The organism is Acidithrix sp. C25 (genome assembly GCF_904848545.2).
In genome coordinates this window covers 448,927-471,184 of record NZ_CAJHCI020000001.1, presented here as the reverse complement: position 1 = coordinate 471,184, position 22,258 = coordinate 448,927, and the positions used below count along the sequence as shown (strand labels likewise).

14 protein-coding genes and 1 pseudogene are annotated in these 22,258 nt (G+C 47.4%); 8 read left to right on the top strand and 7 right to left on the bottom strand.

Annotated elements, in window-relative coordinates:
* Window positions 1-649: 649 nt before the first annotated feature.
* Both ACIDITHRIX25_RS88580 and ACIDITHRIX25_RS88575 read right to left on the bottom strand, forming a co-directional pair.
* Window positions 650-1,702 carry a zinc-dependent alcohol dehydrogenase family protein gene (locus ACIDITHRIX25_RS88580; RefSeq protein WP_201732412.1) on the bottom strand — a complete coding sequence of 351 codons (1,053 nt, stop codon included), beginning with the start codon at window positions 1,700-1,702 and terminating at the stop codon, window positions 650-652.
* 1,977 nt (window positions 1,703-3,679) lie between these two features.
* A complete protein-coding gene (locus ACIDITHRIX25_RS88575) occupies window positions 3,680-3,943 on the bottom strand; it encodes a hypothetical protein (RefSeq protein WP_152626029.1) in 264 nt (87 codons plus the stop codon).
* A gap of 1,202 nt (window positions 3,944-5,145) precedes the next feature.
* Here ACIDITHRIX25_RS88575 and ACIDITHRIX25_RS88570 point away from each other — a divergent pair.
* The 3 genes and pseudogenes from ACIDITHRIX25_RS88570 to tnpA all read left to right on the top strand — a co-directional run.
* Window positions 5,146-5,301, top strand: a complete 156-nt coding sequence (locus ACIDITHRIX25_RS88570) for a hypothetical protein (protein ID WP_201732411.1) — start codon at window positions 5,146-5,148, stop codon at window positions 5,299-5,301.
* A 242-nt stretch (window positions 5,302-5,543) separates the two neighbouring features.
* A complete protein-coding gene (locus ACIDITHRIX25_RS88565) occupies window positions 5,544-6,569 on the top strand; it encodes an IS630 family transposase (RefSeq protein ID WP_201732410.1) in 1,026 nt (341 codons plus the stop codon).
* Between the two features lie 250 nt (window positions 6,570-6,819).
* Window positions 6,820-7,116: pseudogene (gene tnpA / locus ACIDITHRIX25_RS88560) on the top strand (IS200/IS605 family transposase); the annotation flags it as partial.
* Between the two features lie 455 nt (window positions 7,117-7,571).
* Here tnpA and ACIDITHRIX25_RS88555 read toward each other — a convergent pair.
* Both ACIDITHRIX25_RS88555 and menB read right to left on the bottom strand, forming a co-directional pair.
* Window positions 7,572-8,435, bottom strand: a complete 864-nt coding sequence (locus tag ACIDITHRIX25_RS88555; protein ID WP_052605818.1) for a 1,4-dihydroxy-2-naphthoate polyprenyltransferase — start codon at window positions 8,433-8,435, stop codon at window positions 7,572-7,574.
* A 123-nt stretch (window positions 8,436-8,558) separates the two neighbouring features.
* Window positions 8,559-9,401 carry a 1,4-dihydroxy-2-naphthoyl-CoA synthase gene (gene menB, locus ACIDITHRIX25_RS88550; RefSeq protein WP_052605817.1) on the bottom strand — a complete coding sequence of 281 codons (843 nt, stop codon included), beginning with the start codon at window positions 9,399-9,401 and terminating at the stop codon, window positions 8,559-8,561.
* A gap of 239 nt (window positions 9,402-9,640) precedes the next feature.
* On the opposite strand from menB, the gene ACIDITHRIX25_RS88545 reads away from it, so the two are divergent.
* On the top strand, window positions 9,641-10,777 hold the full coding sequence (locus ACIDITHRIX25_RS88545) for an AMP-binding enzyme (protein ID WP_201732409.1): 1,137 nt from the start codon (window positions 9,641-9,643) through the stop codon (window positions 10,775-10,777).
* A 1,295-nt stretch (window positions 10,778-12,072) separates the two neighbouring features.
* On the opposite strand, the gene ACIDITHRIX25_RS88540 is transcribed toward ACIDITHRIX25_RS88545, so the two are convergent.
* Window positions 12,073-12,837 carry an SDR family oxidoreductase gene (locus ACIDITHRIX25_RS88540; protein ID WP_052605209.1) on the bottom strand — a complete coding sequence of 255 codons (765 nt, stop codon included), beginning with the start codon at window positions 12,835-12,837 and terminating at the stop codon, window positions 12,073-12,075.
* A 247-nt stretch (window positions 12,838-13,084) separates the two neighbouring features.
* On the opposite strand from ACIDITHRIX25_RS88540, the gene ACIDITHRIX25_RS88535 reads away from it, so the two are divergent.
* From ACIDITHRIX25_RS88535 to ACIDITHRIX25_RS88525, 3 genes are all read left to right on the top strand, one after another.
* Complete coding sequence (locus ACIDITHRIX25_RS88535; RefSeq protein ID WP_201732408.1) at window positions 13,085-15,106, top strand: thioredoxin domain-containing protein; 2,022 nt, start codon at window positions 13,085-13,087, stop codon at window positions 15,104-15,106.
* Between the two features lie 103 nt (window positions 15,107-15,209).
* Window positions 15,210-15,860, top strand: coding sequence for a hypothetical protein (locus tag ACIDITHRIX25_RS88530; protein ID WP_201732407.1), 651 nt, complete (start codon window positions 15,210-15,212; stop codon window positions 15,858-15,860).
* 204 nt (window positions 15,861-16,064) lie between these two features.
* Window positions 16,065-16,655 carry a peroxidase-related enzyme gene (locus ACIDITHRIX25_RS88525; RefSeq protein WP_201732406.1) on the top strand — a complete coding sequence of 197 codons (591 nt, stop codon included), beginning with the start codon at window positions 16,065-16,067 and terminating at the stop codon, window positions 16,653-16,655.
* A gap of 48 nt (window positions 16,656-16,703) precedes the next feature.
* On the opposite strand, the gene ACIDITHRIX25_RS88520 is transcribed toward ACIDITHRIX25_RS88525, so the two are convergent.
* Window positions 16,704-18,839, bottom strand: a complete 2,136-nt coding sequence (locus ACIDITHRIX25_RS88520) for an acetate--CoA ligase family protein (protein ID WP_201732405.1) — start codon at window positions 18,837-18,839, stop codon at window positions 16,704-16,706.
* A gap of 593 nt (window positions 18,840-19,432) precedes the next feature.
* Here ACIDITHRIX25_RS88520 and ACIDITHRIX25_RS88515 point away from each other — a divergent pair.
* Window positions 19,433-20,143, top strand: a complete 711-nt coding sequence (locus tag ACIDITHRIX25_RS88515) for a GntR family transcriptional regulator (RefSeq protein WP_201732404.1) — start codon at window positions 19,433-19,435, stop codon at window positions 20,141-20,143.
* Between the two features lie 160 nt (window positions 20,144-20,303).
* On the opposite strand, the gene ACIDITHRIX25_RS88510 is transcribed toward ACIDITHRIX25_RS88515, so the two are convergent.
* Entirely contained in the window at window positions 20,304-22,145 is a 1,842-nt protein-coding gene (locus ACIDITHRIX25_RS88510) for an ATP-binding cassette domain-containing protein (RefSeq protein ID WP_201732403.1), read from the bottom strand.
* Between the last annotated feature and the right edge of the window lie 113 nt (window positions 22,146-22,258).

Sequence of the window (22,258 nt, the reverse complement as noted above, 5' to 3'; positions counted from 1 at the left end):
AGTGATACCATTAGCCAAGATGGTATAGATCGCAGTTGAATGTCGGTGGATCAATGAGACAACTTCATCCAGCGATCTGGTGAACAACTTCATAAATTTAAATTTATTAATAGTCATGAGGAACCTGACAATTGGTCTATCCCGATCGCTATCTTGATAACCGAGAGTTAATCCCCTCCAAAATACCTACGTATTTATAGGTACTCTTTGTCTCATCAGTCATCGCTCAATCGCAGCTTCAGTGCTTGAGCTCCTATCCATAGAGATGCAATCTAAATAGGTCGATGGTTGCCCATCGCCTCCATCCAACATGGGTTGGTCGTGCTTTGCTTGGAGTCCTCCCCGAAGCGCCACATCTTTGCCTTGCATTTAGGGTAGAAACCTCGCCTCAGGGATCTTTCTCACTTTCGCGTAGTGAGTGAATCTGGTGATCTAGGGATCATCAATTTGAAGTTCATGACGACCATGTGAGCTACACCGTCAAACATTCAAGTTTGTGTAAAAGCCACCTGGTGAGCGAGAGTTTCAAAACTTTTTCATTCGAGACCCTCGCCCACCGATTGGCGCTAGCCATCGGATGTTAGCCAAGCCCTGTTAGTCAAAGGGCAATAGAGCCAACTCGACAGCAGATCTCGGCCTTAAATGCAACCTATGAAATCATGACCTTCAACGCGTCGTGTTGCGAAGCGTTCGCAAAGACGTCATAGGCCTCTAACATCTGATCGAACGAGAATTCATGGGTAATGAACTTATCGATCGGCAAGATGTGCTGGCTTACGAGCTTTAACAACATACCAAGGGTGTTCGTATTCACAAGGCCCATCGAAATATCAATATTCTTGATCCACAAATCTTGAAGCGCAAGCTCGACCGCCTTGCCATGCACACCAATATTAGCAACACTACCACCAGGGCGAACGATCTCCGTGGCCATGGTAAATGTGCCAGGAAGCCCAACGGCTTCGATGGCGACATCGACTCCCGCTCCATCGGTCAACGCTAAGACTTGTTCCTTCCAATCAGCATCGGTTGAGTTCACCGTCTCAGTCGCGCCGAACTCCAATGCACGCTTTAGGCGAGATTCATCTAGATCAATAGCGATAATCTTTGAGGGGCCGTAAAGACGAGCGGTCATAACCCCAGCTAATCCGACAGGTCCAGATCCGATCACAGCAATTACATCGCCAGGGCTCACATGGCCGTACTGAACTCCAATCTCAAATCCCGTTGGCAAAATATCCGACAATAAGATGCCCTCAGCTACCGATACGCCCTCTGGAAGTTTATAGAGCGAATTCTCAGCAAAGGGAACTCGAACATACTCGGCTTGAGTCCCGTCGATCATATACCCAAAGATCCAGCCAATCCCCGCGAGTCCCTCTGTATCAAGACAGTGGCTATAAAGACCCTGTCGACAGTTGGAGCACTTGCCGCAAGAGCTTACGCACGACAAAATTACTCGATCCCCAACGCTAAATCGCTCAACGTCAGTTCCTACCTCAACGATGTCACCAACTCCCTCGTGTCCAAGAATCCGACCAAGTTTAACTTCAGGGACGTCGCCCTTTAGAATATGAAGATCCGTACCACAAACAGTGGTGGCGACCATCTTTACAATTACATCGGTCGGCTGCAGAATTACAGGGTTTGGAACCGTGTCCCAGCTAACTTTGCCAGGACCTCTATAGATAAGTGCTTTCATGACTGCCTTCCTTTGGAGTCGATGGGTGACACCATTTATCCAGCTCTAGTTGCGTCTTAGCAACAACCAAAAGCGAATCGGCACCGAACGCTCCCTACATAACCCAACCATAATTCCGATGCATTGATTAGGGGCTAGCTTTGGTTTCTCTTGTGACAAAGGCCCCTATTCGAGATCTTTGTGCCTCTCGCATCCGGTTAACTGATCAATCTCTCAACCCTCATAGGGGTCAATAGAGTAGATTCCTATCTAATCAGTCCCGACCAAAGAGCCTATGGCCAACAGTCAAAATAGACACCAGCTCCAAAAGTCCCTAGTACTAAAGATAAAAGGTCCCGTTTGATCATTTAGACCATCGCGACCTTTTGGTTTTTTGATGTGGATCGATCCTAGGATTATCGTCACCAATGAACCTCTATTTCCACTGCGTTTGTGAGCATCGACATCTGGGATAAGACAAAAAAGAACGACACTTTAACCCATAGTCGCCAGATTTATAATTCACTAACCCTTAGGCCACTATGGTGAACTTAGCCATGCTTGGTAAAGAACAGTATTTGCAAATTTAAAAGGCCGAGCCAGAGACGATTAAGCAGTCAACGTGAGGATGCAACCCTTGGTAGATCCTTTCTCCGAGACGAATCAAACTAATCTCAACTATGGCCAAGCGAGATCGAAGCCACAACTTTAAGTTCTCGCTCCAGAGAGAGAATCTCGAGCGCGAGTTGTGCCAAGTCCAATTCTGACTGGACCTCGATACCAAGCCAAAAGTGACTTCATTGGAGGAACTTTTGGCCCATAGCTACAGTTGAATCCGAGGTCACAGCAAAGTCAGGTCATAAAAATCTGCTCCGCCTATAGTGAAACTAGCTAAAAGCCATAGATGCCTACCTGGTAACGAAATGGACGGCAAAATGACCCACGTTCACCTTCATCCCTTGTTTTGCCTCGATCAATGTCGGCTAATCCGTACCATTGGCTGTACTTAGATTACGCTTGATGCACAGTTTAAACAACTGATCCACAGGAAGAAGAACGAAGGAGATAACGCCTGCCATCCCGAAAGCCAGTGCGAAACCAGCAGGGGTTCTTCTCGGCGATACCACAATGGCCACGAAAACCATGACCACCACAAGCTTCAGAAACTGCCCTGACCGTATTTTATATAACAACTTTTACCCAGCTAACCAAGTCTCCGAATCTAGGTACATTGGCTCACCCGACGTATTCCGAAGAGCTTCACGCACGTAAGGCGCTACTTTTGATGGCCGTGGCGCAAACGTATTAGCTTGCATCCACGATCGAAGCCGCGTGCTGAACAAGTACAAACAAAACGCAAAAAGCTCTATGAATTTTCCTTAGAGTCGCTAACATGTAAAAATAACCCGATCCAAAAATCACATTAATTTTGGACCATTAAATGGGGACCCGCCAGTATGATGAGCAATTGCGGGGTAACCGTTATTCGCTCGTAATTATTTACCACAATGCTCTCAATGTGTCGCTCTATCATAAGCTTCTTCTCCGTTCTCAAATTGGGATGACATTTGCTCGTTGCCTAAAGTCACTTTTGTGGTGAACTCCACAAGCCATTTGATATCTCTAGCCAGAACCGCCTAGCACCAACAGCGATGAAAGCTCAAAGCATTGTGCCCCCGAGCCCTAGCCCTCAGAGTGGGTCTGTGTTTATTCGTGTGCTTAGTTCTCTAATGGATATGTTCTCTAATGGATATATTTTGCAATGGATAGGGCCAAGTCATAAAAAAAGCTGCTAACGGTTATACAAAAGCTAGTGCACAACCATGTAGATCGACTTGATGATAAAAGATTAATGAGATGACCCACGTCTATCTCTCTGCTTATCTTTCACCATTAGTGATGGTTAGTCTCTAGAGATGGCACCTTGTTGTCCGTTCAAGATAAAGGGCTGCTGATCTACTGGTTCCGCTAATGTTTAGGTAGTCCGTTATTCGAGAATCAATTTAATATCTCCGAGTGATAGCGTGTTTTCTTGCGATAGACGACTACCGCCCCTATCATGGTGACTATTCCTATCGCCGCCAATGGAAATGCAACAACGTTTAGCCCCTCGTGGCGAAAAGTATAAGCCACCGAGATCTCTACTAATCCGACGCTCAACCACAGTAAGTGGATCTCGCCGCGTGGGGATCCCCAGTAGTAATTAGACAAAAAGACTGAAACGAATATCGGCGAGACAATCATTCCAAGCGGATGGTGCAACCGAATATCATCAACGACACAAGCTACCAACACTAAAAGTATGATAACGGGAATAAAATCACGTAATTTAATTTTCGTAAGTCCCCTTTACGATTACCAACCGCTCCTGAGATCACAAAAAGTAATTCCTCTAAGCTACGGTAAGAACGGCGTATCATTACCGACCAAAGCAAAGATATAGGCCTCGACTGTCAGGTTTTCGTTGGCTGTAATTCTCGAATAGATCCTCTTCCATCGAGTCGGGAGCCATATCCATATTCTCCTATTGTTAGAATCACTAGAGCACCTATGGAGCTAGCTTCACGAACCTAAGTCACACAATTCGTAATCACTCGTTATTGAACCTTGCTTTCCTCACGAATGTACCAGAAGTTTACTACCAGGCGCCTCTTTTTATGAGATTTGTTTAGCCATAATCATCCCATAATAGGATTAGAAAGTCATTGCGGTCTTTGATGAAGGTTATGGCCCATTCGAGCTGGAGGTAGGGCTATCGAGATGATCAGCCAAATAAAGTCCTTACCTCCGTCCTTGAAGCTTCGTACGTAAAAACCTCTGGTGGTCCGACTCAAAACATTGAGAGCTCAGAGATCTCACAAGACAATCCACTAGCGCACAGCTAAGATAAGTGCATCTCTTTTGGCAGCACTCACCCATTACAAGGTCAACGAGATGCTGGTAATGAATCCTTTCTATTGCCGTCTAGCCCAGCGAATTAGACCGAACTTGGTCGTGCGTCATGAACGAAAGAGGTTGTAAATCCCCTACAAGGCGATAGAAATCGCAGTGCAATTTTGATGATAAGCGACGGACCTTCGCCCTCTGGAATCGCCTTTAGGGAGGAAATTGCCGCCACTATATCGATTAAAATACGGAACACTAGCCAGAGAGCGTTGTCCAAAACGGTACTAAAAAGTTAGAGAAAAGACTCTTTCAAGTGAGAGTTGAAAGACGAGTGAGAACTAACCGTCTTCATTGACTACACCAAGTGTCTCGAAAGAGATTTTACTGATACCAAAACCGGAGAATCACCAACGCTCAGGACAACTTATCAGACTAAGAGCCGTCACGCACCGTCTTGTAAGGGAAATTTAGGTTGAACTATCTGTGATCTTGGTCCCAACACAGTTGTATCTCACCCCCATAGCTTGGGTTAACACTTCAGGGTCAACATTCTTGTTAGACATAAGAGTCCAAAACAGTTGGAATCGCTACGTCAATACGTGGACGGCCTCTTCCTAGTGATAGGTGGAGTTGGCCTTTGGAGATACGCCAACCGTACCCCCTTAAGTACGATAGAGCTGAGAACGATAGAGGGCGGTAGTTCTTCTTGTGCCAAGGAGATCGAACTTTCATAGCTGTTTTGCTATTTGTCCTAAAGGTGGTTATTGCTTCATGCAGATCATGTGCGATTATTTCAGTGGTATGGGCGTGTAGTGGACGATCTTGGCGGTCTAGCGAGTTGAGAAACCTTTGGATGTCGTACTTATTCGCAGAGCGCTTGGCTTTTCACTCTCCTTGACACCTATTCGCATAACACTCTGAAATGCTCCAATGAGCCCTTTTAATTTCTTGTGGGGTGTGTTAATCTTCTCATGACATGCTTACACCCGAGGAACTCGCCACTATTGAAGCATTCATGGCGAAGACTGAAAACATCGACGAATATAAGCGGGCGCTGGCAGTTCTCACCCTTGAAGATGGGAGTCCCCTCAACAGGACAGGCCTCTCTGTCAAGCATGTACAGCGAATTCGACGGTCATTCCGCGGCGTTGGCACTGAGGCATTCAAGGACAAGCGCCATAACAACGCTCCGGTACTTCTCTCAAAGTCTCAAAGAGATGAAGTGGCAATCATGCTCACGACTACAACTCCCAATGACCACGGCTATAGCAGTTCCCCGTTTTGGTCAACACGGATCCTGGCTACAGTACTCAAGCGCAGATACGGTGTTCTCTATGCCTCTAGGACTAGCTATTACGTTCTGTTTCGGGAAAGTAAGTTCAGCTTCCATCTGCCGGGCAAACAGTACGAGAAGGCTGATCCACAAGCGGTAGCTGAATGGAAAGACGAGCAGCAAGAACGTCTGAAAGAGGCATTCTCTGATCCAGATACGGTGATTCTCTGTGAAGACGAGATGGTTCTCACTCAGGCGACAACTACTCAGAAAGTGTGGATACCGAAAGGAACCACACCAGCTGTAATTGAGACCAATGGAACCAGAAAGAACCGGAGCATCTATGGGTTTTTGAACCTCAAGACAGGCAAGGAGCATGCATTTGCAACAGAGCGCCAGACTATGCATGAAACAGCGGCCATACTGCTGGCGATCCGCAAGATCTACCCAAGAGAGAAGATTCTGCTTATATGGGATGGGGCAGGATGGCACAGAGGGAGCGTCGCTCAAGAGGCAATTAGGGAGCATCACATCGAAGCAGTCCATTTCCCTCCGTATTCTCCGCAACTCAATCCCCAGGAACACGTTTGGAAGCAAGGGCGCTCTGCTGTAACCCACAATCGCTTCATTCCCAAGATTGAACCAGTCACAAAGGAATTAGTCGACTATCTCAACACGACGACATTCCCATACTCTTTGCTTGATTTCAAGGAGCAAGTCAGAGTGTGAGCTCTATAGGGCCATGAACCCAATCGACGCCTTGGTTCCATGACAGTGCTGCGCTATGTCTTGATTATGGCATGAGTCGTGAACTAGGCGATCGGATTCGACTATCAAGAAGATGGCCACGATTGCTGTTGTGTACTGTGGGCTTTTACTAACCATTTCTACATCTGAAATATCATTATTTACTAGGTGCTATATTCCATTATATGATCGATGATTGGCGTAACCCAAGGCATGTGGTCTATATCAATTTCGTGCCCACATTGTACTGGTTCCTAAATATCGCCGTTATGTGATGACGAACAGAGTAAGTGACGAGATCAAGTCTGCGATTCTTGAGGTGTGTACTCGTTTTGATTCCATCTCCGATGCTTTTGAGACAGACGGTGATCATGCTCACCTGTCGATAACCAACTCAGCTAAAGTTGCTCTATCGAGACTGGTGATGTCCATGAAGACGCTATCGGCCATGAGAGCAAGCCAAAGAACTGGCCGGAAGCCCAAGATGCTTTGTGGGGAAATCACTTCTGGTCACCCTCATAGTCGATAGTGTCTTGTGGTGGGGCCCCATTAGAGAAAGTGAAGAAGTACGGTGAGAAAGTACATAGAAAACCAGAAACTCCCAAGGAGACAATTGCAAAAGTGGATTTTTACCCGTTTTGGATTTTAAGCTCCGCACTTAATGTCGAATAAGGCATAGTACCTGCATTCTGAGTCAAAAAATACCACCTGAAAGAGTTGATTTACGAATTGCGCAATTGTCCCCGTGCTCACTGCCCATGAGAACCATAAATTCACCGAAGAACCCATAACGCCAAGAGCCCTTTGGAACATTTATTGAAAAGACCCCGTCAAAATAGACCATATAGATGGGTAAAGGCGTCAGGTCAAACCCTTACTCGACAACTCAGAGGTTGCAAAGAAATTCTCGCTATGGAAACTGGATCTTCGTTCAACAATTTGATCTCAACAGATAGCTATTTGAGAGTAGCTATTTGAGAGCAGCTATTTGAGAGCAAGAGCAAGAGTAGCCAAGAGACCAAAGAGAATTTGAAGCCGACCCGTCTTACCCAAAACTGCAATGAGATCTCTTCCTTTGGCTCCATTTAGTACCGAATTAATAGGATCCCAAAGGGGAATCAAAAGTATCAAAAGTATCAAAAGATAGGGAAAGGTCCCAACGAGCAAAAGAGGAAGCAGTACTGCCATTACCATCAACCCGACGTAGAACTTTCGTGTTCTGGTGTCGCCCATCCGCACGGCCAAGGTCGCCTTGCCAGAAGCTTTGTCTGTTGGGATGTCGCGCAAGTTATTTATCACCAGCAGAGCAACTGCCAAAAACCCCGAAGCGCATCCCAAGACCACTGAAGTCAAATCAACCTTGGATACCTGCACGTAGTAGGTGCCCAGAACAGCAACCAGCCCGAAAAAGACAAAGACAAAGACCTCGCCCAAGCCAAGGTAGCCATAAGGATGTTTGCCACCGGTGTAGTACCACCCAGCCAAAATCGCCAAAGCCCCCACGATCAAAAGCCACCAAGCAGCTATCAGCGCCAAGACGCCGCCCGCAACACCTGCTACGCCAAAAAATACCATCGCTGCCAATAGAACTTGCTTTGGAGTTGCCTTCTTGCTCGCGACAAGACGCATTGGGCCAACCCTAACGTCATCAGTGCCCCGCTTACCGTCGGAATAGTCGTTTGCGTAGTTCGTCGCAATTTGAATCGCCAAAGAAACCACAAGAGCCAAAGCTGCTCTATCCCAAACAAAATGACTGCCACTTGCACCACTTGCAATGGCAACTGGTACCAGAGCAGCGGGTAGAGTCCTGGGACGAGCTCCTGCAACCCATTCCTTAGTAGTAGCCACTTAGCTAACCAACCTGACTTGTGAGTAATCGAAACTAGAAAAAGACACCAATAGCACCATAGCCCGAAGAAAAATTCTCACATTTGATAAATGTACAAAAACCCTGCAATCCACGATGAAAAGTTATGGTCTCCTTGGGAATTGATCAAAGTCCGGCTTTCGCTTCTCTTTAAAGGCGTCCCGTCCCTCTTGGGCTTCTTCGGTCATATAAAAGAGCAAAGTGGCGTCGCCGGCCAACTGTTGAACCCCGGCTAAACCATCGTCAGCTGCGTTGAATGAAGCTTTGAGCATTCTTAGAGCCAAAGGCGAAAGATCCAGCATCTCTCGACACCACTTGACAGTCTCCGCCTCTAGGTTCTCTAGAGGTACAACCGCATTTACAAGGCCCCAATCAAAAGCTGTCTGTGCGTCGTATTGACGACAGAGGAACCAAATCTCCTTGGCACGCTTTAGCCCGATCGTTCGAGCCAGCAATGAAGCGCCATAGCCACCGTCAAAGCTACCGACTCTTGGCCCAGTCTGGCCAAACTTAGCATTCTCAGCTGCAATCGAGAGGTCACATACCAGATGAAGGACGTGGCCACCACCAATGGCATAGCCTGCAACCATGGCAACGACGGGTTTAGGAAGTCTTCGAATCTGAACTTGAAGATCCAAGACGTTTAGCCGTCCGATACCCGCTTTTCCAAGCTCATCACTCCCGATATATCCATCCTCGCCCCGGATCCTCTGATCACCACCTGAACAAAAGGCCAGATCCCCTTCGCCAGTTAGAATTATCGCGCCAACGCTCGGATCGTTTCTTGCATCTTCGAAGGCCTTTGCCAGCTCCACCAATGTCTGAGGTCTAAATGCATTCCGAACCTCAGGGCGATTTATGGTGATCTTAGCGATCCCATCCAAATGTTCATACTTGATGTCTACGAAGTCGCCTGCGCTAACCCAGCCAAACAAAGATGAACCCACGATAACTACCCTTCAAATTCAACAACTGCCAACCCGGCAGCTATCAATAACGCTTTAGGGGCAACTCAGCATTCCGAGCCAGCCCATTTTGGCAACAACATAGCTACTTTATGACTTTGACTCAGGCCTTCTAAGACAAATCTGTTTTGATCCAACTCTAATTGATCCATCTCTTATTTGGAGCAAAGAGGCTTTGAATCGGCCGTCAAAAGCAACTTCTACTTATAACCTTAGTTTTTGTGGCACGTCTTATCACCTTTATAGAGTCGCAATCAAATGCTCTAGTCGATGAAATTCATAGATGCTGGGACAAAGGAGATGCAGTCTGCGTTCTAGATCCGAGGGCACCTGCTCCATTTCTTGATGAATTGATCTCTAAAATCGACCCGGATCAGGTCGTGCGGGCTGATGGATCGATTCAAAGGCGGGAAAGAATCCACGATTTAATCGAAAATTGTGCTTTGGTGGCTACAACCTCGGGAACCTCGGGCCATCCAAAAGCCGTTCAACATAGTCATTTGGCAATGGAAGCCTCAGCCCATGCCACTCTCAAGCGAATTGGAGCTCAAATAGGCGATGGCCTTTGGCTCAACGCTTTGCCTATTAGCCACATAGGTGGCTTCTCTACGATCACAAAAGCTCAATACTCACAGATGCCACTTCAAACATTTGAGAGATTTGAATACGATAGATTCACCGAGATTGCCAAGGCAAACAAGGTCTACATGTCTATCGTGCGAGCCAATCTCTCTCAAATCAATCCGGGCGACTTTGAATATCTAATTCTGGGAGCCGGAGTACCTCCTGAAAATGTACCCAGAAACGCCTCTGTTACCTATGGACTGACCGAGACCGGATCAGGATGCGTCTATGACGGAGTCCCCCTCGATGGCGTAGAGGTGAAGATCAAAGAGGACGGAGGAATATTAATAGCCGGCCCGATGCTCGCTAGTTGCTATCGAGACAGTAGTCCTCTAACCGACTCGGATGGATTTTTCCACAGTGGCGACGTAGGGGCAATGATAGATGGAAAACTGACGGTTTGGGGACGAGCGGCCGAGATGATTGTGACCGGAGGCGAAAAGGTTGTGCCATCTCTCCTTGAAGAACGAATTCGAACCCTCGATGCAGTGCTAGACGTTGCGGTTGTAGGCATAGACGACGAGGACTTTGGCCAAATCACGGTTGCCGCACTCATAACAAATGGACCGATCTCCCTATCACAAGTCAAAGATCATGTCCGAGAGGTACTCCCAAGGTATTACGCTCCACGCAAGATTGTAATTTTAGAAAGCCTCCCCAAGACAGCACTTGGCAAGATAAAGAAAAATCAGGTCAGGGAGATAGTCAGCGAAATTCTGGCGAATACCGATTAATTCACCTATTCCAGGAGACTCCACGCCCTTATCTTTGTATCTTTGACCACCTTTACAAAGTTACCCAAAGTTGCGACGCCTAGGGCCAGTGACCACAAGATACTCTTCATCCATAACCGACTGTCAACCATTTTCCGTTACGCTACTAACTAGCGTAACGGTGACTCGCTAGTTTCAATTGGATACTTTAGCGATCCAAATGTCGCCAATATAGGCAAAGACGCGATAGCAGATGAGACCTTCCTTCTCGAACGTCCATTTCGATATGATAAAGCTCAGGTAGTCGAAGCCGAAGAGGACTTGATAAAGGCTTCACCAAAGGCGACAGAGGATTTGATATCTCAGCGCCGAGCGTCTCCTGTCGCCCAAAGAGCTGCATCCTTTCTAAGGAACCCAAAAACCAACACTTACCAAAAGCCAATCAGATGTGATTTATCTGACTTTAATAAATGGGTTGACCCCGTGTGGGGAAGTGAAATTAAAGGATCTACAGATCCGCCAAAATATCTACCTCGAACTAAAAGTTTCCTCAGGAAGCCATCAAGTAATGGCTCTTTAATTTAACAAATCCGCCAAAACAAACCAACAGAACCTGACCACGTCATCATTAGAGGTCAGCCATATATAACGACCTAGGAATCCTCATTTTCACCTCAGTCGAAAGCACTTGGGTCGATTTGGCTTTTATGGTATGAAACCGTAGCGTAAAAACCAAAACAGATATAGAATGCGCGCGTACCATGGCAATCAAAAGAGAGTGCGACGAGAAAGAAAACCAAAACCACGATGGCCCAGAATCTAACAGGGGCAACCCCTAGAACGATAAATCACTCTACCAATGCGCGATGCTCGGTGTCTATTACCTTTCGAACCCATCTGGACCGGGAGCAATTTGTGGGTTTTGCACATAAGGCGAGAGTAATCGCGACATCCTTGGAGCAAACTCTCTAAAGGCAACACGAACACTTCTCAAAGAAAGGATTAGCAAGATCCCAAAATTACAATTCTGGATTATCAGCGTCCGCCTCTTCAAGATATTCACGATATCCCTAGGAGAGATGAAGACAGCTATGGCCAGTGCCACAAATCAACGTCTCCACCTCTCTATTTCACGTCACCTCCAATAGTTCCTTTCCGTAACCCAACGACCAAGGCGAAACCTCACACCAAGCACCACAGTCAATGTCAGGTCTCCAATAGCATGCAGCACCTAGAGGTATTGCACTATATTGAGGGTCCCATCCTGATCGATTGAGGGTCCCATCCTGGTAGGATCAACACGTCGGGGAAAGAAGCTAATTCTGTACGAGTGCTCCTCCATCAACTACCAGAGTTTCACCAGTGATCCAGCTGGCATAGCTACTCGCTAAAAATAACGCAGCACCTGCTATATCAGTGGGTTCACCGATTCGACGCAGCGGAAGACGCGATGCGACTGAATTCTCGTGATTTTCCCAAAGCGCCCTAGCAAAGTCGGTCCGAACGAGCCCTGGGGCGATGGCATTCACACGAACATTCGGACCAAGCTCATTCGCCAACTGCTTGGTAAGATGGATGACTCCGGCTTTGGAGATGTTGTAATATCCGATTGCTGGCTCGACGCCCATGCCACCGATCGAAGCAATATTGATGATATTGCCGGGAGTGGTCTTGTCCATCCAACACTTTCTATATGCCGCTTGACTGTACAAAAGTGGTGCTCGTAGGTTGACCTCTATGATTTTGTCCATGCGCTTTGCATCAATGTCGATCAAAGGACCAAAATAAGGGTTCGTAGCGGCATTGTTTACCACAACGTTTACATGGCCAAAATGCTCAACCGTCTCGCTGACCACTCGCTCTGGCTCATCAGGATCACTTGCATTTGAAGCGACGAAAGAGATGTTTGAGGCATCGATTCCGCTGGCTATCTCGGCAGCTGCCACTTCTAGGGCATCAGCTTTTCTCGATGTAATCATTACTCGAGCGCCAGCCTGGGCGAAGGCAGTGGCTATCGCCTTGCCAATTCCTCTAGAACCACCGGTAACAAGCACAACCGAATCATTAAAAGTTATTTCCATAGTTAAAAACAATGGCACAAACCAGAAGCCAGCGCTTGAACTTTATAAAGAAGTGACCCAATAGCTCCAAAAAATAGCCTCCTAAGCGGCAACCATCTACGAACTATCGCACAAGCTCAATTAGCATGTTAAGCAAACCTCCACCTCATGGATCCATACTTGGATCATTGACGTGAGAAAAAATATCTAGAAATTCTCAAGCACTATTGCCTAGACTGTGTTGGGCAATAGACACGGAGTCGCACAAGTGGTAAGTAATCGATTATCCAATTCACAAAGTGAATACCTTCTACAGCACGCAAATAACCCTGTCGATTGGTGGCCTTGGTCTCAAGAGGCCTTAGACAAAGCCAAGGAACTAGACCTGCCGGTCTTTCTATCCATTGGCTATTCAGCGTGTCATTGGTGTCATGTGATGGCCCATGAATCCTTTGAAGACCCCGAGATTGCTGGCATCCTCAATGAAAACTTCATCTCGATCAAGGTCGACAGAGAAGAACATCCCGATGTCGATGCCATCTACATGGAAGCAGTTCAATCCATGACCGGCCACGGTGGTTGGCCCATGTCTGTCTTTTTAATGCCAGATGGACTACCTTTTTATGGCGGTACCTACTTCCCGCCCAAAGAGGGCACCCAAATGCCGAGCTTTCGTCGAGTCCTTTTGGAGCTCTCTCGCCTCTACAAAGAGTCCCGGGGAGAAGTTGAATCCCAAGCGCAATCACTTCGAGCATCGATTGCAGCACGTTCTACCCTTCAAAATAACGGATCGATAGAGACCCTCGATACCGAGAAACTTACCCGCGACTTCTGCGACGCCCTCTATCGGATCTACGACGACCAATGGGGCGGAACAGCTAGAGCACCTAAGTTTATCCAACCACACCTCTGGCAAAGCGTTCTCGACATCGCACTGATGTCGAGAGAAGTTGATGTCTCCAAGGATCTCATGAACGCCCTGACCACGACCCTCGATGCGGTAATTGCAGGTGGGATCTACGACCATCTTGGCGGTGGCTTTGCGCGATACTCAACAGATGCATTTTGGATGGTGCCACACTTCGAAAAGATGCTCTATGATCAAGCCCTAAATAGCAGACTTTACCTGAGAGCCTATCTTGCAAGCAAAAATCAAAACTACCTAAGAACAACTGTAGAAACTTTAGACTTTGTAATCTTAGAGATGTCTCGCTCCGACGGCCTTTTTGCCTCCAGCTTCGATGCTGACAGCGATGGAGAAGAGGGAGCATTTTATATCTTCCGAATCGAAGAGGTACGCGAGACCCTAAGAGACAAAGCTGAAGAATTTATTTCCGCCTATGGCATAACGCACTCTGGGAACTTCGAGGGGCGCAACATCTTACATCGCCCAGATCGTGATGACCTTGCCACAACTCCACAAATTGACGAAGCACGTCAGCTTCTTCTAGCACTTCGAAATAGTCGAAATGCCCCTCGAAAAGATTCAAAAGCTGTCTTAGAGTGGAACGCGATGATGGTTGCCACCTTGGCGGAAGCTGGCTTTTACCTCAATAGGCCCGACTATCTAGAGAGAGCTAGAGCGGTCTTTCTGCACTTATTCGACTCCTGCAACCTAAGTGGCCAAGGATTACGGCTAGCGCCATCTGGCGAGAACTACTCAAAAGCTCCTGCTGTACTTGGCGACTATGCCCAAATGCTAAATGCCGCTCTAGCGCTAGTCCAATTTGGTGGTGACTTTGCGATCATTGAATATGCCGAAACGATCTTCAATAAGATGACCCAGGAATTTTTCGACCCTGAATCTGGAAACTTCAACACAACCGCGCGTTCCTCTACGCAGTTGATCGCACAGTCCAACGACATCTTCGATTCAGCCTATGAATCTGCTACATCCACCATTATCTCTAGCTTAATTTCCCTTAGCGAACTCCTTGGTGACGAAGAACCAATGACCCTAGCAATGGGGTTGGTCGAAAACTTAGCGGAGATGACCACCAAACACCCAAGTGCCTTTCCTGTGGTAGTTAGGGAGTTGGCCAAGCTGGGCGCAGGAATTGGTCAACTAGTTGTAGTGGGTACACAAGATGAGCTCCTTGCGTCAGTGAGAAGTCAGTACATACCAAACCTATACATCACATATGGCTCGGGCGGAATTGGTCCACTTTGGGAGGGCAAAGTTGATTCTTATGCCTATCTCTGCAAAGACTTTACCTGCTCAGCTCCGACTAACGATCCAAAATCTCTAGCCGAGCAATTGCATGCGATGCGCGAAGGACAATCAGCCTGAGCAGATTAGCCATTTGGCATGGATCAAGTTCTACCTTGAGCGAATCCCGCCAACGAGAACAGCCGACCAATCTATTGAAAATTTCCGTTTGAGGTGAGAAATAATGCCCGCTAAGCACCAAATACAAGTAAATACCATCGACTTTGTGCACCTTGGTCGACTCGGATCTGAGGTCTTTGGATTAAACCTTAAAAGTGGATTCATAAACCGAATCGAACTCGATGAAAATGAGGTGCCATTGGGCCTCCATACCTATCAGACCTATCGACTAGATGGCATTCAAAGAGATCGCCCACCAGATGCTTCCCGCCCTGATGTAATCTTCGGGGGAACCTACAAATTAGCGCCTATCGCAACTAGTCCCAAAAAAATTACCACATCGATTGAGCGAAATCTCCTGGCCCAGGGGATGAAGATTTTGGGTGGCTTGGGACCTTCGATTGCCTATGCTCAACTGAGTGGCAACTTCGCATCAACCACGATAATACAAGTTGACAAGCATGTGGCCATGGAGAGAAATCAGAAATCTGGCCTCTTAGGTGTAACATTCCCATTCGGCCCCAGCGTCCACTTCTTCCCAGTTAGAGATCCGCGTGTGATTGCAACCTACCCCAATGAGTTGCCTCGCCTCGAAAACTCCAAAGAGATCGAATCGCACCTTGGATATCGACCACACTTCCTCCTGCTAGCACTAGCCCGGGTAAACAAAGGCTATTGCAAAAAGGTAGTAGTCTCGGTTTTACCAGAACCATAGCAGATCACTGGGTATACATAGTCACTGCGTGCAACTACCTCCTTCGAAGTAGGAGTTCGGGGCTCCGGCGCAAAAAGGATGAAGAGAGAGCCAAGAATGCCCAGCGAAAGAGGCCATAGCCATAGCGGCTAATTTATAAAATTTTAATGCACTATTTTAGAAATTAGATAAAGAGCCAATTATTAAAGAGCAATAGGAGCGACAATGAGCCAATCCAGTCCCTACTTCACAACTGCACTAGCAGACCTATCCACCCTAGATAAAGATATTGCTCAAAGAATCACCGAAGTAGAGGCTAAAAGTGGCTTCATTCCCAATGTCTTTTTAAAGCTCGCCCTACGACCCGATGAATTTAGAGCCTTTTTCGCCTATCACGATGCATTGATGTTGCGCGATTCGGGACTCTCCAAAAAAGAGCGAGAGATGATCGTGGTCGTCACCTCAGCGAAGAACAACTGTCTCTACTGTGTTATAGCTCATGGTGCTATTTTGCGGATCTACTCCAAAGACCCAACTATCTCCGATGCCGTGGCGATCAACCATCGCCTTGCACCACTAAGCCAAAGAGAGGTCGCCATCTGCGAATTTGCCCTCAAGGTTGCTGATAATGCAGATCAAATTACCACCGACGACTACGCGCTCTTGACCGAGATCGGTCTAAGCGACGATGACATCTGGGATATAGGTGCAATTACCGCATTCTTTGCTTTGTCGAATCGACTGGCAGGTTTTACCCAAATGAAGCCCAATGAAGCTTTTTATACAATGGGAAGATCATTCACAAAGAAAGACTAATCACTCTAAACGACCTCTAAAAGTCCCTTGGAACCTTGGAAAAATTACTCACGAAGGAACCTTTTCTGGGGCCAAGACGACGAGCGCATCTAAAACTATGGGATCCTTGTCTCGTTGGCGAAAGAGGACCGGATTTAAATCTATCTCAGAGATTCGCTTATTTGAGACCACTATCTTTGAGAGGGTCACCATCAATTGAGCCAATCCCTCAAAGTCGTAATCTCGAGCTAGAACCCCACTTCGGATAGCTTTACCAAATTCGGTCCTTTCAATCGCTGAGATCGCCCCTTGAAGTGTTATCGGAGCTAGGCGAATTTGAATATCACTAGAGGTCTCCGCCATGACTCCCCCGCTTCCCACCATGATCACACATCCATAGTCGCGGTCACGTCGAACCCCCAATATCACCTCAAGCCCCTCCGAGACCATAGGCTCAACCACGAAACCTCTGATCTCAGCACCAGAAACTCGTCTAGCCACCTTGCCCATCATCTCATAACAAGCGTGTTCGAGTTCTCGTTTGCTATTTATGGAGAGCATCACCCCTCCAACCTTTGCTTTGTGTGGCACTTGCGGGGAGTCAATCTTCAAGACAATCGGAAAGCCGATCTCTTGGGCAGCTTTAAGGGCCTCCTGCGGGGAGGTGGCTCGAATCGCCATCACAGTTGAGATCCCACAAGATCTAAAAAACGAGAGGCTAGCCACCTCAGGCACGACTTCGGCCCCAGCTTGGCTAGCGACCAATAAGTCAAAAAGTGCTTCAATATGAGGATCACCCTGCCATGCCAGCGATTCGATCGGACGAGCTAAAGTTTCACTTACCTCATAGAGCGAGCGAACCAGTTTTACCGCTTTGGCTGGATTAGTCAAAAACGGAACCTTAGCTTGCAAGAGAAGCTTCTCAAGCGGCGGGGTCGTCAAGCCCACTAAAAAATGGGGAGCTCCGCCCTGCGTCGACAGCGTAGAAATAGTCTCTAGCACTGGAGCTGCAATTGTTTCATCGAGAGCGGTGTGGCCGACGAAGGTGACGAATGCATCATAAAGATTGCTATCGGACAATTTTGTTAGAAACTGTCCACCCAGGGTTGGGTCATTTATGAACTGACCGGTAAAGTCAACTGGGTTGTCTAGTGCAGCATAGGGAACGAGCGCACTGAGATGGTCCTTGACCTCAGGAGAAGGTGACGGCAGAGCTAAATCGGCCTCACCAGCGGCATCTGCCATCAATATCCCAGCACCCCCAGACATAGTCAAAAGGCAGAGATTCTTACCCTTGGGATATGCACCCAGAGAGATACCCTGGATCAGATCGATCATCTCATCAAGGTCAGAAACGCGATAGCCACCATAGTGTTCGACGAAGGCACTAAAGACCTGATCGTCTCCAGCCATCGATCCAGTATGGCTTATTGCCGCCCTGGCGCCAGCTTCGGTGACGCCGGCCTTCATCAATACCACCGGCTTTTTCGCATCATGGGCCTTGATCAGGGCACTTCGAAGACGATCGCAGTCCTGCACGCCTTCGATGTATCCTCCAATTACGCTTATCTCATCGAGATCCGCCATATATTCGATAGCATCCGCCACCGAAACCTGGGCTTCATTTCCAGTTGCCACCCATAGGTTGATCCCAAGACCCCTGCGGCTTACCAGGGTCAAAAAATAGGAGCCAAAGGCACCGCTTTGACAGGCAAAGCCAATATTTCCGCCTTTGATGAGATCAAGATCGAGAGCCGCTGTGAAAGAGGCCATGGCTTTGGCTTTTTGGTTGATTACTCCCAAACAGTTAGGGCCGAGCATCGCCATTTGATTCGACTGACACAGTGAAGCTATTCGATCCTGAGCAATCCGTCCATCGGAACCAAGCTCCGAATAGCCCGAGGAAAAGACCACAAGGGAACGAGCCCCCGCCATCGCAGCGTCTTCTATAACGCTCTCTACATACCTAGAGCCAACTGCCACTACAACTAAGTCCACTGCCTCTGGAAGGTCAGAAAGGCGCGGATAGGATTTGCGCCCGAGAACTTCGTCATAATTAGGATTTATTGGATAGATAGGCCCCTCAAAGCCCGCCTTGATAGTCGCATTTAGAGGCCGACCTCCAATGCGTTTGGGGTCGTTAGAGGCACCTACGATCGCTATTGACCTTGGACTAAATAGGCCATCCAGAGCTGTACGATCCACTAAAACACTTCCTATTCTACAGAGATACTATTGCGACCAAAGGTATTGCGAAATAACATAGCTTTCGCCGATTAAAAAACCACCGGAAACGCAACGTAATCGGCTTTGACTCTCTCTTTCTGATCCTAAAAGTCACGCCCAATTGATATCCAACCGTGCAATTGTCGATAGAAGTCGGGGTAGATCAAAAAGAAAGCACATCCCGCTCCCCAAAAGGTATCTCAAAAACCAAAGTCAAAGCACCAAGGAGCGATCCCATCACAATTGGTCTTCCACGGGCGGAAAATCTCTATTCCAATCAATTAGCGAAGGCTCTTCTTATCCAAAGTTAAAAAGGTTCCAAGACCTCTCATCACCACCTTGGCTTTAGCCAAGAATCGAAGATATCACGCCGCCAATGGCGACATGCATGCCAAAGAAAGTCGCCATGCTAAAATAGCTGACAGAACTTTAAAGGTATCAACGCACCTGATAGGCGTATTGGCATTTTGATAAACCCTAATATACGTAAATATGATTGCTTCTTGTCCACACCCGGCAACCAATTGCCTGAGCAAAAAGACCACAGATAAGCACGAAGGTGAGTTTAAAAGATGGACAGTGAAGGCCTAATTACAGGCAATGGTAATCCGCCTAAAAAACCGGCTGCGACAAGGAGATCAACGACAATACCTGCGTCAATCCAAGCCTATGACCTTGCGAAACACAAGATCTTGGTTGGTACCTTCCCTGGAGGCGAATTAATCTCTGAAGGAGAGATTGCCGATCAACTTCAAATCTCAAGAACTCCTGTTCGTGAAGCCTTTCTGCGCCTTCAATCGGAGGGCCTTCTTCGTCTGTACCCCAAAAAAGGTGCGATGGTGGTTCCGGTCTCTAAGCAAGAAATTGAGATGGTCTTTGAAACCAGGCTTTTACTGGAGCGTTTCGCGGTAGAAAAAGTCTTCGATACCCACATGGCTGTCTTTGTAGCCGACGAAATTGACTCCCTCGTTCAACTTCAAATGAAGGCGTTAGAAGACAAAGATCCGATTGAATTTGCCGAATTGGATCGAACTATTCATACTTCAATTTTGAATGCGACAGCAAACTCTATTTTGGCAAATCTCTATTCATCGCTTCGCGATCGCCAGATTCGAATGTTCAATATTCTCCTCTATTTGAACCCTGTTCGAGTCGAGACGATAGTAAAAGAACACAAAGGCTTTGCCACTCTTTTGCGGCAAAACGATCGTGAGAATTTAATCATAGCCATCACCGACCATGCTAGATTGACACGCGACGCCCTTTTGGATGGAAACATCTAAGACAGTCAATATGGAATCAAGGCCCAAAAGTAAAGCCTTGGCGAAATCCCATCCCGGCCATATCTAATGCCAGACTTACCTGGTCCCCTTCAGTGCTACAAGCCAATCAGATAAACCCAAATTAAGGCCAAGCAGATTCGTTAATCACGGCCCTTAGCTATTACTCTGGGGGAAACCTAAAATATCTCTCTTTTCTTATACCGACACCGACGATCTCGCCATTTTGATAAGCGGTAATGCGCTCAGGTGGAATCCATCCTGAAATAGTATTTTCCCCATTGCTAAGGGTAACCAATCGACCACGGGTTGAAGGACGTGTCTCAACCACCTGATAATCTCCAAGAACCTTTAGCCCTACTTCGACAAGTACATCAATGGGAGCTAGCACAACATCACTCGAGTAGAAATAGGCCCGATCACCCAATGAACCATTTCCTTGTTGGTCGCGATCGATAATGATGTTATCAAATCCGGCTATCCCCGCTACAGCCCGATTGTAAGGAGAGTCGATAATCTTTGAGGGAGTCCCTTGCTGTAGAACCTCACCGTGACTCATAACCACGATGGAATCCGCCAGATAAAGTGCCTCATCCACATCATGGGTCACCATGATCAGATATGGGACCTTTGACTTGACGTGCTCGGCTAATAGCGACAAAAAAGAGCGCCTGAGTGCGAGGTCCAATGCGGAGAGGGGTTCATCCAAAATAAGCAGCTTGCCACCACTGCACATTGCCCTAGCGATCGCTGCTCGTTGGTACTGTCCGCCTGAGAGCTCCTTTGGCATACGCCCCCGTAGCTCCAAAATATCTAACCCCTCTAATACTTCAGAGATCTCCAGATCCGAACCTGAGGCATCAATGCAAAGGCGCAGATTTTGCTCGACAGTCATATGTGGCCATAGGCCAAGGCGCTGTGGTACATAACCAATAGAAGAGTGAAGGGCCCCACATAGAGGACCATCGATGGAGAGCTTCACACCATTTATGCGATGGTTAGCTAGAGAATGCAAGGTCAGGGTCTTTCCTGATCCACTTGGACCCAAGATTACGCTGCATCCTGGTTCGATAGTGAAATTAATGTCCAGCTCAAAACCGCCTACAGTTCCCTCGACCGATATAAAAGAAGCACCATCCACAAAGTCACCGCGTTCGACCTTTGAATTGGACTGATATCGCTTCTTAGCTTGGCTGCGAAAGTAGGAAAATCCACCCTCAATAACCCTGGTGGGCCATGCAATTCGAGATATCAAATAGGCAACGGTGCCGGAGATGACCAGAGTCACAAGAACCGGTGTGACCGTCGATGGTAGTCCAGCTCCCTCGAAGGAGACATAGGTGTAGATAGGGAGTGAAGTAGGGTTATAGGCAACCAAAAGGACTGCCCCGAATTCGCCAAATCCCCTTAGGTAACCAAGGACCAAAGAAGATCGAATCGCTGACCATACCATAGGCAGATAGATTGAGAGGAGGCGTCGATTCAACTTCATCTTCAGCGAATCTGCAACTACCATTACCTCCTCATCCAAAAGGGCGAATGCGCCGCGTGATCCCTCTATGACATATGGGACACTAGCAAATAGCTGGGCAATGGTGATGGCGATTAGCGTATTGGTGAGGCGTCCGTGAAAAACCTTGCCAATCGGAGAATTCGGACCAAAGACAATCAATAGCATTATGCCAGCAACCAGTGGTGGAACTCCTAGCGGCAAACGAAGAACAAATCCAAGAAATGCCGCGCCCTTACTAGTCGCTCGGGAGATGAAAAAACCAGTTGGAATTGCGATTATCATTCCGATGGTGATTGCGACCAGAGACGGAACTACTGAATTCACCACTGCACTAAAGAGAGACGACCACAGAATAGGCGCGGAATGATGTATCAAAAAGTAATATGCGAGTCCCAGGATTGGAAAAACAACAAAGGCGATACAGATAAGGGCCAAGACACCAAAAGATAGAGAGTTCCCCGTTCTATCTCTAGTGATAAACTCCGCGCGCAATCTACCTCCTGTGGCTACAAGCCCAATACCAACAATAAGACAATCTATTTGCAAAACGGGTTTTGACGAAGAAAAAGATACCTTCAAATTGAAAATCGGCTCCGACCTAGCCC

What these genes read in the sequence shown, in the direction of transcription:
- ACIDITHRIX25_RS88580 (WP_201732412.1), bottom strand. Translation starts at nt 1,702, where the DNA reads ATGAAAGCACTTATCTATAGAGGTCCTGGCAAAGTTAGCTGGGACACG.
- ACIDITHRIX25_RS88565 (WP_201732410.1), top strand. Translation starts at nt 5,544, where the DNA reads ATGCTTACACCCGAGGAACTCGCCACTATTGAAGCATTCATGGCGAAG.
- ACIDITHRIX25_RS88540 (WP_052605209.1), bottom strand. Translation starts at nt 12,837, where the DNA reads ATGGAAATAACTTTTAATGATTCGGTTGTGCTTGTTACCGGTGGTTCT.
- ACIDITHRIX25_RS88530 (WP_201732407.1), top strand. Translation starts at nt 15,210, where the DNA reads ATGCCCGCTAAGCACCAAATACAAGTAAATACCATCGACTTTGTGCAC.
- ACIDITHRIX25_RS88525 (WP_201732406.1), top strand. Translation starts at nt 16,065, where the DNA reads ATGAGCCAATCCAGTCCCTACTTCACAACTGCACTAGCAGACCTATCC.
- ACIDITHRIX25_RS88515 (WP_201732404.1), top strand. Translation starts at nt 19,433, where the DNA reads ATGGACAGTGAAGGCCTAATTACAGGCAATGGTAATCCGCCTAAAAAA.